A 13,361-nucleotide genomic window follows, 5' to 3' on the forward strand; every position below is an offset into this window, starting at 1 on the left:
CTGAACCAGGACATCCTGGACTGGATCGAGACCTGGAACGACGACCCACGGCCCTATGTCTGGACCAAGGCCGCCGACCAGATCCTCGAATCCATCGCACGCTACTGCAAACGAATCAACGACTCACCACACTAGAACGACCGGGGCAGCCCCAGCACCTGCGTGGCCAGGTAGTTCAGCAGCAGCTGCTCGGTCACCGGGGCCACCAGCCCGATCCGGGCGTCGGCGAGCAGCCGGGCCACCGGATACTCCAGCGAGTAGGCCATGCCGCCGTGGGTCTGGAACGCCGCGTCGGCCGCCTCCCAGAACGCCTGGGAGGCGGTCAGCTTCGCGATGTTGGCCTCGGTCCCGCACGGCTCGCCCCGGTCGAAGAGCCACGCCGCCTTGTAGAGCATGAGCCGGGCCAGCTCGAGCTTGGCCTTCACCGCCGCCAGCGGGAACGCGATCGCCTGGTTGGCCCCGATCGGCCGCCCGAACACCTCGCGCTGCCGGGCGTACTCGACCCCGACCCGCAGGGCGACCTCGGCCCCGCCGAGCGCCGAGGCCCCGAGCAGGATCCGCTCGGGGTTGAGGATGTCCCACAGCACGACGGCCCCGCCGTGCACCTCGCCGACCACGTTGCGGGCGGGCACCCGCAGGTCGTCGAAGAACACCATGTTGGACGGCGTCGTGTTCGCCCCCATCTTGGGGATCGGCCGATACGACAGCGTGCCCGCCGCGACCGCCTCGGGCACGTTGACCAGCAGCACCGTCAGCCCGTTGGTGCGCGGCCTGGCCTCGGCGGCCGGGATGGTCCGGGTGACGAGCAGCATCCAGGTCGCCCGCTGCACCCCGGTGATCCAGATCTTCTGCCCGTTCACCACGAACTCCGACCCGTCGAGGCGGGCCGAGGTGGTGATGGCCAGCGAGTTCGACCCGGCGTCGGGCTCGGTCAGCGCGAAACAGGTCTCGATCTCCCCGGCCGCCAGCCGGGGCAGCAGGCCGGCCTTCTGCTCGGGGGAGCCGTGCCGGGCGATGGTCATCGCCCCGAAACCGGGCGTCAGCACATAGGTGAAGGCCGAACCCCCGGCCGACCCCGACGCCGACAGCGTCTCGGTCGCCACCGTGAGCTCCAGCAGGCCCTGGCCGCCCCCGCCGAACTCCTCGGGAACGGCGAGGCCGAGCCAGCCACCCTTGGCGAGCTCGGCCCAGACCTCTTCAGGCCACCGCTTGTCGGCCTCGCACCGCTCCCAGTAGGACATGTCGTAGTGGGAGCAGATCTCGCCGATGCCGTCCCGTACGGCCCGCGCGCTCTCCGGCAGCCTGAAATCCATGCCGCATTCTAGAACGCGTTCTCTATCGCCGGTCGCGGGGCCGCCGGGCGTGGTAGACGAAGGCCGGAGGCAGGTTCGGCCACACGGTCCGCCCCATCACGACCTCCTCGAACGAGGCGAACAGCGACCGCCGGATCCGCAGCGCGGGCGGCAGCAGCATCGCGTGGACGTAGGCGAACATCGTGAACGCCCCGCCCGGCTGCAGCGAGCCGAGGATGCCGTTCAGCAGGGCGTCCTGCAGTTTGGGGGAGAACGCGGCCCACGGCAGGCCGCTGATGATCACGTCGGCCCGCTCCAGCCCCCGGTCGGCCAGCAGCGTCGGCAGCCCGCACGCGTCGTCGACGACGACCTCGACCCCCGGGTGGCGGTCGGACAGGTGGGCCGCCAGCGTGGGGTTGATCTCAACGGCCAGGTGCCGGCCACGGCCGCCGAGCCGGCGCTGGATCTCCGCGGTGAAGGAACCCGTTCCAGGCCCGAGCTCGACCACGACGGGGTCGCCCTGCTCCGGGATGGGCACGCACACGGCCTCGGCCAGACGGCGGGAGCTGGGGGCGATCGCGCCGACGGAGCCGGGGGAGCGCATGAACTGCCCGAAGAAGAGGGCTGATTCGTTGGCCATGACTTGCAAGGTATGAGGCCGGGGGCAGTGCCCGAGCCGTCCAAACGGCCTGAACGACCGGCCACTTGGGGGAGGCGCGCGGGACCCGGACGCCCATTTGGGCCGCTACCGTGCATTCATGTCATACCTCCGGTGGCACGTCACCTGGTGGCCGGACCTGGTCCTGGCCGCCGCCGGTGTCGCGCTTTCGGTGCTCGCGAGCGAGTCGTGGGCCGGGGCCCCGCCCGCGTCCGGGCGGCTGGTGCTGCTGATCGCCCTCTGCACCGGCCTGCCGCTGGTCCTCCTCCGCCACCGGCCCGTCGCGGTCGCGTTCGCGCTGGCCGCCCTGCTGGTCGTGTTCGACACCGCCGGGTCGGGGCTGGTCGACGGCATCCAGATCCTGCTGCCCATAGTGGTCGGCGTCGTGGCCCGGCAGCGCACCCTCTTCTGGACGGTCCTGGCCGCCGTCGCCGCGTGCCTGGCCACGGGGGTCAACCTGGCCGATCCCGGCATCGCGTTCACCAGCGACTACTGGTACTACGTCGTCGGCGTCGTGCTGCTGCCGGTGCTCATCGGCCGCTACCTCCAGGGCGCGGCCGGGCGCCGCGACCGCGAGGAGGAGCCGGCGCCCCTGCTCGACGTGCTGTTCGCCGCCGGGGGAGTCGCCTACGCCGTCCTCGGCACCTGGTCCTACTGGGACGGCCACGATCTGCGGGTCGGCGGGGTCGGCCTGCTGGCCGTGCTGTCGGGGCTGGCCCTGGGCGCGATCCGGTGGCTGCCCGGGTCGGTGCTGCTGTTCGAGAGCGGGCTGGTGCTGCTGGCCGACAACCTCGTGCCGCCGGTCGCCGACAGCCTCCGGGTCGTGCTGTTCGTCGCGCTGGCCGTGTTCGCCAGCCAGGCCACCTGGCGCTGGCTCGGCGCGGGCTACCTGCTGACCTGCGGGGTCACCCTGGCCACGGTGATCGACTCCACCAGCGACGTCACCGGCCTGACCTACGGCGTCGTCGCGACCATGGTCGTGGCGCCGGCCGCGATCGGGGCCTATGCGGGCGCACGGCGTACCGCCGCCAGAAGAGAAGAGGAGCTGCGGGCCGAACGGGCCCGCAGCGACCGCCTGGCCGAACGCGAGCGCATCGCCCGCGAGGTCCACGACATCGTCGCCCACCACGTCGGCGCGATCGTGCTCCGCGCGGGCGCGGCCCAGTACGCCGGCGCGGGCGGCCCGGCCGCCGAGGCGCTGGCCGACATCCGCGACACCGGCCACCAGGTCCTCGACGACCTGCGCGGCCTGCTGGCCGTGCTGCGCGACCCCAGCGGCGCCGGTCCGGGCGCCGCCCTGCCGGTCGCCGACCCCGACGAGGTCATGCGCGACGCCGCCGCCCGGGTGACCGCCGCGGGCATCGAGGTGGTCCTCGACATCGCCCCCGCGACCGCCAGGGCCGCCCTGGTGGCCCGCGCGTCGGCGGCCAGGATCGTCCAAGAAGGACTGACCAACGTGCTGAAGCACGCGGGAGAGGGAAGCCGGGCGACGGTGAGCGTCACGGCCGATGAGAAGGAGCTCGTCGTAGAGATCCGCAACACCCCTGGCAAGACCCCGACGGATCTGCCGTCGTCGGGGCACGGCGTGGCCGGGATGCGCGAGCGCACCCGCGCGCTCGGCGGGCGGCTGACCGCCGGCCCGCTCCCCGACGGCGGCTGGCGCCTGGTGGCCACCTTCGCCCTCCCGGTCGAGGCGGCGGCCCGATGATCAGAGTCGTGGTCGCCGACGACCAGGCCCTGGTCCGGGCCGGGGTGCGGATGATGCTGGAGGCCGCCGGAGACGTGTCGGTCTGCGGCGAGGCGGCCGACGGCGGCGACGCCGTCCGGGTCGTCGAGCGGGAACGCCCCGACGTCGTGCTGATGGACCTGCGGATGCCGCGCGTCGACGGCCTGGAGGCCACCCGGCGCATCCTGGCCGCCCACCCGTCGGCCCGCGTGGTGGTGCTGACCACCTTCGCCGAGGACGAGAACGTGTACGCCGCCCTCCGGGCGGGCGCGACGGGCTTCCTGGTCAAGGACGATCCGCCCGACCGCATGGTCGAGGCCGTCCGCCGGGCCGCCCACGGCGAGCAGCTCCTGGCCCCCTCGGTGCTGCGCCGCGTCGTGGCCAAGGCCCTGTCGGCCGAGGAGCAGCGCGCCCCCGAGCGGCCCCCGTTCCTGACCGAACGCGAGATACAGGTCCTCACCCTGGTCGGCACCGGGCTGTCCAACCAGGAGATCGCCGCCCGCCTCCACATCGGCGTGACCACGGTCAAGACCCACGTGGCGGCGCTCATGGAGAAGCTGCGGCTGCGCAACCGCACCCAGGTCGCCGTGGTCGCCCACCGTCTGGGTTTGGTCGGCCCCGACTTCCGTCCCGCCGACATGTAGGGTCGGGGTCGTGACAACCAGCGAGGACCGGATCTTCACGATCCCCAACCTGCTGAGCTTCCTGCGGCTGCTCGGCGTCCCGGTCTTCCTCTGGCTCATCCTCGGCCCGAAGGCCGACGGGTGGGCCGTCGCCCTGCTGATGGTGGCGGGCTTCTCCGACTGGCTCGACGGCAAGCTCGCGCGCGCCTGGAACCAGACGAGCAAACTGGGCCGCCTCATCGACCCGGCGGCCGACCGCCTCTACATCCTGGCCACCCTCGCGGGCCTGGTGCTGCGCGACATCATCCCGTGGTGGCTGGCCGCCCTGGTGATCGGCCGCGACGTCCTGCTGCTGTTCACCGTGCCCTTCCTGCGCCGCATGGGCTACGGCTACGCGCTGCCCGTCCACTTCCTCGGCAAGGCCGCCACGGCCAACCTCATGTACGCCTTCCCCCTGCTCTTCCTGGCCTCCCACCCCGGGTGGTATGCGGAGATCTGCGCGATTTTCGGGTGGGCGTTCGTCATCTGGGGTACGGGTCTGTACTGGTGGGCAGGGGTGCTGTACGTGGTGCAGGTGCGGCAGCTCGCACGCGTTTCCTGAAGAGGGTGATCATCCCGTGAAGGCCGTGGTGATGGCGGGCGGGGAAGGAACCAGGCTGCGGCCGATGACCGCCAACCAGCCCAAACCCCTCCTCCCCGTGATCAACCGGCCGATCATGGAGCACGTGCTGCGGCTGCTCAAGCGGCACGGCTTCACCGAGACCGTCGTCACCGTCCAGTTCCTCGCCGCCCTGATCCGCAACTACTTCGGCGACGGCGACGAGCTCGGCATGACCCTCCACTACGCCACCGAGGAGAGCCCCCTCGGCACCGCCGGGAGCGTCAAGAACGCCGCCGACCGGCTGCGCGAAGACCGCTTCCTGGTCATCTCGGGCGACGCGCTCACCGACATCGACCTGACCGACATGCTCCGGTTCCACCGCGAGAACCGGGCCCTGGTCACCATCGGCCTCAAGCGGGTGCCCAACCCGCTGGAGTTCGGGATCATCATCGTCGACGACCACGGCCGCATCCAGCGCTTCCTCGAGAAGCCCACCTGGGGCCAGGTCTTCTCCGACACCGTCAACACCGGCATCTACATCATGGAGCCGGCCGTCCTCGACGAGGTGCCCTCGGGCCGGTCGGTCGACTGGTCCTCCGACGTGTTCCCCAAGCTGCTGGAGCGCGGCGAGCGCCTGTTCGGCTACGTCGCCGAGGGCTACTGGGAGGACGTCGGCACCCACGAGAGCTACCTGAAGGCCCAGGCCGACGTGCTGGAGGGCCGCGTCAAGGTCGACTTCGACGCGTTCGAGCTCTCACCCGGCGTGTGGGCCGCCGAGGGCGCCTCCGTCGACCCCGAGGCGGTGCTCAAGGGCCCCCTGTTCATCGGCGACTACGCCAAGGTCGAGGCCGGGGCCGAGCTGCGCGAATACACCGTGCTCGGCAGCAACGCCGTGGTCAAGGAGGGCGCGTTCCTCCACCGGGCGGTCGTCCACGACAACGTCTACATCGGCCCGGCCGCCAACCTCCGGGGCTGCGTGATCGGCAAGAACACCGACGTCATGGCCGCCGCCCGCATCGAGGAGAACGCCGTCGTCGGCGACGAGTGCGTCATCGAGGCCGAGGCCTACGTCTCCAGCGGGGTGAAGATCTACCCCTTCAAGACCGTCGAGGCCGGCGCCGTCGTCAACACCAGCGTCATCTGGGAGTCGCGCGGCCAGCGCAGCCTCTTCGGCCCCCGGGGCGTCAGCGGCCTGGTCAACGTCGAGATCACCCCCGAGCTCTGCGTACGCCTGGCCAGCGCCTACGCCACCACCCTCAGCAAGGGCGACACCGTCGTCACCTCCCGCGACGGCTCCCGGGCCGCCCGCGCCCTCAAGCGCGCCGTGATCAGCGCGCTCAACTCCAGCGCGATCAACGTGGTCGACCTGGAGGCCGCCGCCATGCCGGTGGCCCGCTTCCACACCTCCCGCGAGACCGTGAAGGGCGGCATCGCCCTGCGGACCACCGCGGGCGACCCCCAGAGCGTCGACATCGTCTTCATGGACGAGACGGGGGCCGACCTGTCGCCGACCGCGCAGCGCAAGCTGGAACGCGTCTTCTCCCGCCAGGAATACCGCCGCGCCTTCCCCGGCGAGATCGCCGAGCTGTCCTTCCCGGCCCGCGCCCTCGACACCTACAGCCGCGACCTGGTCCGCTGCGTCGACATGACCGGCGTGAAGGACGCCGAGATGAAGGTCGTCGTCGACTGCGCCGGCGGCACCGCCTCGCTCGTGCTGCCCAGCCTGCTCGGCCGGGTCGGGGTCGGCGTCCTCACCGTCAACAACCGCCTCGACGACGCCTCGCCCACCGAGACCTTCGCCGAACGCCGCCGCGACCTGCAGCGCCTGGCCGAACTGGTGGCCTCCTCGCGGGCCGCGTTCGGCGTGCGGTTCGACCCGGTGGGGGAGCGGGTCTCCCTCGTCGACGAGAAGGGCCAGCTCATCAGCGAGGAGCGGGCCCTGCTGGTGGTGCTCGACCTGGTCGCCGCCGAACGCCGCGGCGGGCGGGTCGCGCTGCCGGTCACCACGACGCGGGTCGCCGAGATGGTCTGCCGCTTCCACGGCGTCCACGTCGACTGGACCGCCACCAGCACCGACGCGCTGACCACGGCGGCCCGCCACCCCGAGATGGTGTTCGCCTGCGACGGCCGGGGCGGCTTCATCGTGCCCGAGTTCGGCCCCACGGTCGACGGCCTGGCCGTCTTCCTGCGGCTGCTCGGCCTGGTCGCCCGCACCCGCCTGTCGCTCAGCCAGATCGACGCCCGCATCCCCGAGACCAAGCTGCTGCGCCGGACCGTCCCGACTCCTTGGGCCCACAAGGGCGCGGTCATGCGCTCGGTCGTCGAGGCCGCCGAGGGCGACCGCATCGACACCACCGACGGGGTCAGGGTCGTGGGAGAAGACGGGAGCTGGGCGCTGGTGCTGCCCGACCCGTCGGAAGCGGTCACCCATCTGTGGGCCGAAGGACACGACATGGACACCGCGCAGTCGCTTCTCGAACGATGGGCCGACGTGGTCGAGCGTGCCGCGGGTTCGGCATGAAACGATAGCCTGGCCGGAAACGGTGATCACATGTGGTTGGTGTGGCGCCATGGACCGTGGCCGCCGCCTGACGATAACGTTGGGTGGCCATTGTCCGGCGCGTCTGCCTTGACCTTTGTGCCTGATCAGCGTAAGTTTCGGCATTCGCAAGTTTGAGCTAGTCGTGAGAGAGGCCGAGCCGTTCGATGCCCAGCGTCTACTGCACGCAGTGCGGTCACCCCAACCCCGAGGATGCCCGTTTCTGTTCGCGATGCGGTTCGCCGCTGAGCCCCGCGGCCCACACCCCGGCACCTCCCAACCCCTACTCGACGGGTCAGGGCTTCGTCCCCGACAACACCTCCACGATCTCCCTTGAGGCGATCGAGGAGGCCACCGGTCAGGGCCTGCTTCCGGACCGTTCCGCGATCGAGCAGCTGCCGCCCGGCACCGCGCTCCTCGTCGTGATGCGCGGCCCCAACGCCGGCAGCCGGTTCCTGCTCGACAGCGACCTCACCACCGCCGGTCGCCACCCCGAGAGCGACATCTTCCTCGACGACGTCACCGTCTCCCGGCGGCACGCCGAGTTCTACCGGCGCGGCGGCCAGTTCACCGCCCGCGACGTGGGCAGCCTCAACGGCACCTACGTGAACCGGGAGCGCATCGAGGAGTTCCCCCTCGCGGGAGGCGACGAGGTGCAGATCGGGAAGTTCCGGCTGGTGTTCCTGACCCGGGGCTGATCATGGGCGCCGAGGCGGCCAGGGCCTTCATGAGCATCGGGGAGGTGCTCGCCCAGCTTCAGGGCGAGTTCCCCGACGTCACGATCTCCAAGATCCGCTTTCTGGAGGGCGAAGGGCTCATCGAGCCCGAGCGCAGCCCCTCCGGGTACCGCAAGTTCACCCCCGGCGACGTCGAGCGCCTGCGGTTCATCCTGACCGCCCAGCGCGACCGCTATCTGCCGCTCCGGGTGATCAAGACGCAGCTCGACGAGTCGGCCCGCCCACGGGGGGTCGACAGCGAGCCGGTCACCGTGCGGCTCAGCCGCGAGGAGCTGCTGGCCGCCGCCGAGATCGACGACGAGACGCTCGCCGAGCTCGAAGACTACGGCCTGATCACCCCGTCGGCCCGGTTCTACGACGAGGCCGCCCTCGAGATCGCCCGCAGCGTCGGCGCGCTGGCCGCGTTCGGCCTGCACGCCCGCCACCTGCGCGCGGTCAAGGCCGCCGCCGAACGCGAGGCGGGCCTGGTCGAGCAGGCCGTCGCGCCCCTGCTGCGCCGCCGGGCCCCGGGGGCCATCGATCATGCCGGGGAATCGGCACGGGAGATCTCCGGGTTGTTATTACGTATCCACGCCGCGCTCCTCGAAGGGGCCGTCCGCGGCTCTCTCGGCCGTTGACGCGGGTCCGGCGCGCGGGTGTTACGTTGAATGCCTGGTGAGTTGAATACCTGGTGAAATGCCGCATCCCGGAGAGTGAGCGCCTGTGTTGCAGATGGAGTTCGTGGGGGTCCGGGTGGAGATGCCCTCGAACCAGCCGATCGTCCTTCTCAAGGAGGCCGACGGCGACCGCTACCTGCCGATCTGGATTGGTATGACCGAGGCGACCGCGATCGCGCTCGCCCAGGCCGACGAACCGCCGCCGCGGCCGCTGACCCACGATCTGTTCCGCAATGTGCTGGGCGCGTTGAAGGTGTCACTCGAACGCGTCAACATCGTCGCGCTGCGTGACGGCATCTTCTACGCCGACCTCGTGTTCTCCAACGGCGTAGAGGTAAGCGCACGTCCTTCCGACTCGATCGCGCTGGCCCTGCGGACCGACGCGACGATCTACGCCAGCGAGGAGGTCATGCGGGAGAACGGCGTCAGCATGGCCGATGACCAGGAGGATGAGGTCGAGAAGTTCCGGGAGTTCCTGGACAACATCAGCCCCGAGGATTTCGGCCGTGCCGGTTGAGTTGAGGGGTTATCTCACCTTCACGACGCGCCGGGGGCGGTCGTTGACTGTGCCTTTCCCCAGTCCTACGGTGCAAGGGAATCCACGGTCGTAGTTCGCGTACCCCCAGATCAGACCGTGGGATGAGAGAAAGCCGGAGGTCCGCAGTGGCGGTCAGCAGCGGCGAGGGTAACAAAGCCGACCAGCACGACGCGGTTCAGCGTGAGTCGGCGCGGGAGCGCGCCGGCGAGCAGGGTCTGCTGTTCGACGAGCGGCCCGCGGCGGTGCGCGATGACATCGGCTACCGCGGCCCCACGGCCTGCGCCGCCGCCGGGATCACCTACCGCCAGCTCGACTACTGGGCCCGCACCGATCTGGTGCAGCCGACGATCCGGGCGGCCCAGGGTTCCGGCTCCCAGCGGCTCTACAGCTTCCGCGACATTCTGGTGCTCAAGGTCGTCAAGCGGCTCCTCGACACCGGCGTCTCCCTCCAGCAGATCCGCACCGCCGTCCAGCACCTGCGCGACCGCGGGGTCAACGACCTGGCCCAGATCACGCTCATGAGCGACGGCGTCAGCGTCTACGAGTGCACCTCCGCCGACGAGGTCATCGACCTGCTCCAAGGAGGGCAGGGGGTCTTCGGCATCGCCCTCGGCCGGGTCTGGCGCGAAGTCGAGGGATCGCTCGCGGAGCTGCCGGGGGAACTGGCGGTCGGCCCCGACACTGACGAGGCCGACCACCCTTCAGACGAACTGGCCCAGCGCAGGCGGGCCCGCCGCACCGGTTGAGGCCCCAGCTCTCGGGTACGGGTAAGGTTGTTGTAGCCATCGACCCTGTGCGGGAGAGTCCCCATCTGCACTGATGGGGCGCCGAAGGAGCAAACCTCCCCGGAATCTCTCAGGCACCCTGTACCGCCAGGCGAGGCGACTCTGAAAAGCAGGTCCGCCGTCCAGGCGGCGCCTCACCGAAGGGGAAAACCGGCCGACGGCGTCCGGTGAAGCTCTCAGGTTCCATGACAGAGGGGGAGACCGCCCTGGTCTCGTCTGCCCTGGAGTTCCTGCCATGACCGATCGCACACCGCTCCGTGACCTGGACGCCCCGCCGTTCGCCACCCGCCACATCGGGCCCTCCGACGCCGAGCAGGCGCGCATGCTGGAGGCCGTCGGCTACGAGACGGTCGCCGACCTGGTGGCCGTGGCGGTGCCCGAGTCGATCCGCACCACCCGCGCGCTCGATCTGCCGGCCGCCGTGTCGGAGCCGGAGGCGCTCGCCGAACTGCGCGCGCTGGCCGCCCGCAACACCGTGCTGACCTCGATGATCGGGCTGGGCTACCACGACACGATCACGCCCGGCGTGGTGCTGCGCAACGTGCTGGAGAACCCGGGCTGGTACACGGCGTACACGCCCTACCAGCCGGAGATCTCGCAGGGGCGCCTGGAGGCGCTGCTCAACTTCCAGACCGTGGTCAGCGACCTGACCGGGCTCGACGTCGCCGGGGCCTCGCTCCTCGACGAGGCCACCGCCGCCGCCGAGGCGATGACGCTGGCCCGCCGGGCCTCCAAGGTCAAGGCCGACGTCTTCGTCGTGGACGCCGACGCGCTCCCGCAGACCAAGGCCGTGCTGGCCACCCGGGCCGAACCGCTGGGCATCACCCTCGTGGAGTCCGACTTCACCGGTGAGCTGCCCGAGTGCTTCGGCGTCCTGGTCCAGTACCCGGGGGCCTCCGGCCGGGTGGCCGACTTCCGCGACCTGGCCGCCCGGGCCAAGGCCGCCGGGGCGGTCGTGACCGTGGCGGCCGACCTGCTGGCGCTGACCGTCCTGGAGGCGCCCGGCACGCTCGGGGCCGACATCGCGGTCGGCTCGTCGCAGCGCTTCGGCGTGCCCCTCGGGTTCGGCGGGCCGCACGCCGCCTACATGTCGGTCCGCGAGGGCCTCCAGCGGCAGATGCCCGGCCGTCTGGTCGGGGTGTCGGTCGACGCCGACGGGAGGGCGGCGTACCGGCTGGCCCTGCAGACCCGTGAGCAGCACATCCGCCGTGAGAAGGCGACCAGCAACATCTGCACCGCCCAGGTGCTCCTGGCGGTGATCGCCTCCATGTACGCCGTCTACCACGGCCCCGACGGCCTGCGCCGGATCGCCCAGCGCGTCCACCGGCACGCCTCCGTGCTGGCCGCCGGGCTGCGCGCGGGCGGCGTCGAGGTCGTCCACGACGACTTCTTCGACACCGTGACCACCCACGTGCCCGGCCGCGCGGCCGAGATCGCCGAGGCGGCCCGCCGGCGCGGCATCAACGTGCGGCAGGACGGCGCCGACCGCGTCGCGGTCGCCTGCGACGAGAAGACCACCTCCGCGCACCTGGACGCCGTCTGGGCGGCCTTCGGCGTCGAGGGGCCCTCGGTGGACGACCTGGACATCTCGACCGACGACGCGCTGCCCCAGGGCCTCCAGCGGACCACCGACTACCTGACCCACCCGGTCTTCCACTCCTACCGGTCCGAGACCGCGATGCTGCGCTACCTGCGCAAACTCCAGGACAAGGACATCGCGCTCGACCGGTCGATGATCCCGCTGGGCTCGTGCACCATGAAGCTCAACGCGACCACCGAGATGGAGCCGATCACCTGGCCCGAGTTCGCCTCCATCCACCCGTTCGCCCCCGCCGACCAGACCGGCGGCTACACCGACCTGATCCTCGGGCTGGAGGGCTGGCTGGCCGAGGTGACCGGCTACGACGCCGTCTCCATCCAGCCGAACGCCGGGTCGCAGGGCGAGTTCGCCGGCCTGCTGGCGATCCGGGCCTACCATCGGGCCAACGGCGACGCCGAGCGCGACGTCTGCCTGATCCCGTCGTCGGCCCACGGCACCAACGCGGCCTCCGCCGTCATGGCGGGCATGCGGGTCGTCGTGGTGGCCTGCGACGCCGACGGCAACGTCGACCTGGCCGACCTCGACGCCAAGATCGCCAAGCACGCCGACCGGCTCGCCGCGATCATGGTGACCTACCCGTCGACCCACGGGGTCTACGAGGAGACCATCGTCGAACTGTGCGCCAAGGTGCACGCCGCCGGCGGCCAGGTCTACGTCGACGGCGCCAACCTCAACGCCCTCGTCGGCCTGGCCAAGCTGGGCGAGTTCGGCGCCGACGTGTCCCACCTGAACCTGCACAAGACCTTCTGCATCCCGCACGGCGGCGGCGGACCCGGCGTCGGCCCGGTCGCCGTGAAGGCCCACCTGGCCGGGTTCCTGCCCGGACGCGGCCCCGTGGGCCCGGTCTCGGCGGCGCCCTTCGGCTCGGCGGGCATCCTGCCGATCTCGTGGGCGTACGTGCGGATGATGGGCGCCGACGGGCTCAAGGCCGCCACCGAGCAGGCCATCCTGTCGGCCAACTACCTGGCCCGGCGGCTCGCCCCGCACTACCCGGTGCTCTACACCGGGCGCGAGGGCCTGGTGGCCCACGAGTGCATCGTCGACCTGCGGGCGATCACCAAGGAGACCGGCGTCACCGTCGACGACGTCGCCAAGCGGCTGATCGACTACGGCTTCCACGCCCCGACCATGTCCTTCCCGGTGGCCGGCACGCTCATGATCGAGCCGACCGAGTCGGAGGACCTGGCCGAACTCGACCGCTTCGTCGACGCGATGGTCGCCATCCGCGGCGAGATCGACAAGGTCGCCTCGGGCGCGTACGACGCCAAGGACAACCCCCTGCGGAACGCCCCCCACACGGCCGACGTGCTCACCGCCGACGCGTGGGACCACCCGTACACCCGGACCGAGGCCGCCTACCCGGTGGCCACGCTGCGGGACCAGAAGTACTGGGTGCCCGTCCGCCGCATCGACCAGGCCTACGGCGACCGCAACCTGGTCTGCGCCTGCCCCCCGCTCTCGGCGTACGAGGACTGAACCGCCTGGCCCTTCCCCGGGGAAGAGGACAGAAACCCATCACCTTCCGCATGTCTGCCGCCCTGGGGCGGACCGGGTCGTTAGGATCTTCGCAACCCTTTCGGCCCGGTTCCCTCTGGAGGCCCCCCGA

General features: G+C 71.2%; 11 protein-coding genes, 1 pseudogene and 2 riboswitches. Of the genes and pseudogenes, 10 read left to right on the top strand and 2 right to left on the bottom strand.

From position 1 onward, the window contains the following. A pseudogene (locus FDA94_RS30210) lies at window positions 1-135 on the top strand (IS630 family transposase); the annotation flags it as partial. On the opposite strand, the gene FDA94_RS30215 reads toward FDA94_RS30210, so the two are convergent. Both FDA94_RS30215 and FDA94_RS30220 read right to left on the bottom strand, forming a co-directional pair. Further along, entirely contained in the window at window positions 132-1,313 is a 1,182-nt protein-coding gene (locus tag FDA94_RS30215; RefSeq protein WP_137250466.1) for an acyl-CoA dehydrogenase family protein, read from the bottom strand. The pseudogene FDA94_RS30210 and the gene FDA94_RS30215 overlap by 4 nt on opposite strands. Before the next feature lie 22 nt (window positions 1,314-1,335). Continuing rightward, complete coding sequence (locus FDA94_RS30220) at window positions 1,336-1,932, bottom strand: class I SAM-dependent methyltransferase (protein ID WP_137250467.1); 597 nt, start codon at window positions 1,930-1,932, stop codon at window positions 1,336-1,338. A 118-nt stretch (window positions 1,933-2,050) separates the two neighbouring features. Here FDA94_RS30220 and FDA94_RS30225 point away from each other — a divergent pair, with 118 nt between their 5' ends. The 9 genes from FDA94_RS30225 to gcvP all read left to right on the top strand — a co-directional run bounded on the left by FDA94_RS30225 (window position 2,051) and on the right by gcvP (window position 13,231). Then, window positions 2,051-3,658, top strand: coding sequence for a sensor histidine kinase (locus FDA94_RS30225; RefSeq protein WP_137250468.1), 1,608 nt, complete (start codon window positions 2,051-2,053; stop codon window positions 3,656-3,658). Then, on the top strand, window positions 3,655-4,320 hold the full coding sequence (locus FDA94_RS30230) for a response regulator (protein WP_137250469.1): 666 nt from the start codon (window positions 3,655-3,657) through the stop codon (window positions 4,318-4,320). Before FDA94_RS30225 ends, FDA94_RS30230 begins: the two co-directional genes overlap by 4 nt. Before the next feature lie 10 nt (window positions 4,321-4,330). Next, window positions 4,331-4,900 (top strand): cardiolipin synthase ClsA, encoded by a 570-nt coding sequence (clsA, locus tag FDA94_RS30235; protein WP_137250470.1) that lies wholly within the window; start codon window positions 4,331-4,333, stop codon window positions 4,898-4,900. Window positions 4,901-4,916: 16 nt separating this feature from the next. After that, a complete protein-coding gene (locus tag FDA94_RS30240; protein ID WP_137250471.1) occupies window positions 4,917-7,421 on the top strand; it encodes a mannose-1-phosphate guanyltransferase in 2,505 nt (834 codons plus the stop codon). Between the two features lie 185 nt (window positions 7,422-7,606). Further along, window positions 7,607-8,137, top strand: a complete 531-nt coding sequence (locus FDA94_RS30245) for a double zinc ribbon and FHA domain-containing protein (RefSeq protein ID WP_137250472.1) — start codon at window positions 7,607-7,609, stop codon at window positions 8,135-8,137. Window positions 8,138-8,139: 2 nt separating this feature from the next. Then, window positions 8,140-8,793 carry a transcriptional regulator FtsR gene (gene ftsR / locus FDA94_RS30250; protein WP_137250473.1) on the top strand — a complete coding sequence of 218 codons (654 nt, stop codon included), beginning with the start codon at window positions 8,140-8,142 and terminating at the stop codon, window positions 8,791-8,793. Window positions 8,794-8,878: 85 nt separating this feature from the next. Then, complete coding sequence (locus FDA94_RS30255) at window positions 8,879-9,349, top strand: bifunctional nuclease family protein (protein WP_137250474.1); 471 nt, start codon at window positions 8,879-8,881, stop codon at window positions 9,347-9,349. Window positions 9,350-9,495: 146 nt separating this feature from the next. Continuing rightward, on the top strand, window positions 9,496-10,116 hold the full coding sequence (locus FDA94_RS30260; protein WP_062332237.1) for a MerR family transcriptional regulator: 621 nt from the start codon (window positions 9,496-9,498) through the stop codon (window positions 10,114-10,116). A gap of 40 nt (window positions 10,117-10,156) precedes the next feature. Beyond that, window positions 10,157-10,252, top strand: a riboswitch (glycine riboswitch). Continuing rightward, a riboswitch (glycine riboswitch) is annotated at window positions 10,253-10,354 on the top strand. Between the two features lie 36 nt (window positions 10,355-10,390). Beyond that, entirely contained in the window at window positions 10,391-13,231 is a 2,841-nt protein-coding gene (gcvP, locus tag FDA94_RS30265; protein WP_137250475.1) for an aminomethyl-transferring glycine dehydrogenase, read from the top strand. The last annotated feature ends 130 nt before the right edge of the window (window positions 13,232-13,361 follow it).

This window comes from Herbidospora galbida, from assembly GCF_005233835.1.
Taxonomy (GTDB): domain Bacteria; phylum Actinomycetota; class Actinomycetes; order Streptosporangiales; family Streptosporangiaceae; genus Herbidospora; species Herbidospora galbida.

Coding starts and splice junctions, on each gene's coding strand:
- gcvP (WP_137250475.1), top strand. CDS start 10,391: ATGACCGATCGCACACCGCTCCGTGACCTGGACGCCCCGCCGTTCGCC.
- ftsR (WP_137250473.1), top strand. CDS start 8,140: ATGGGCGCCGAGGCGGCCAGGGCCTTCATGAGCATCGGGGAGGTGCTC.
- FDA94_RS30225 (WP_137250468.1), top strand. CDS start 2,051: ATGTCATACCTCCGGTGGCACGTCACCTGGTGGCCGGACCTGGTCCTG.
- FDA94_RS30245 (WP_137250472.1), top strand. CDS start 7,607: ATGCCCAGCGTCTACTGCACGCAGTGCGGTCACCCCAACCCCGAGGAT.
- FDA94_RS30230 (WP_137250469.1), top strand. CDS start 3,655: ATGATCAGAGTCGTGGTCGCCGACGACCAGGCCCTGGTCCGGGCCGGG.
- FDA94_RS30220 (WP_137250467.1), bottom strand. CDS start 1,932: ATGGCCAACGAATCAGCCCTCTTCTTCGGGCAGTTCATGCGCTCCCCC.
- FDA94_RS30215 (WP_137250466.1), bottom strand. CDS start 1,313: ATGGATTTCAGGCTGCCGGAGAGCGCGCGGGCCGTACGGGACGGCATC.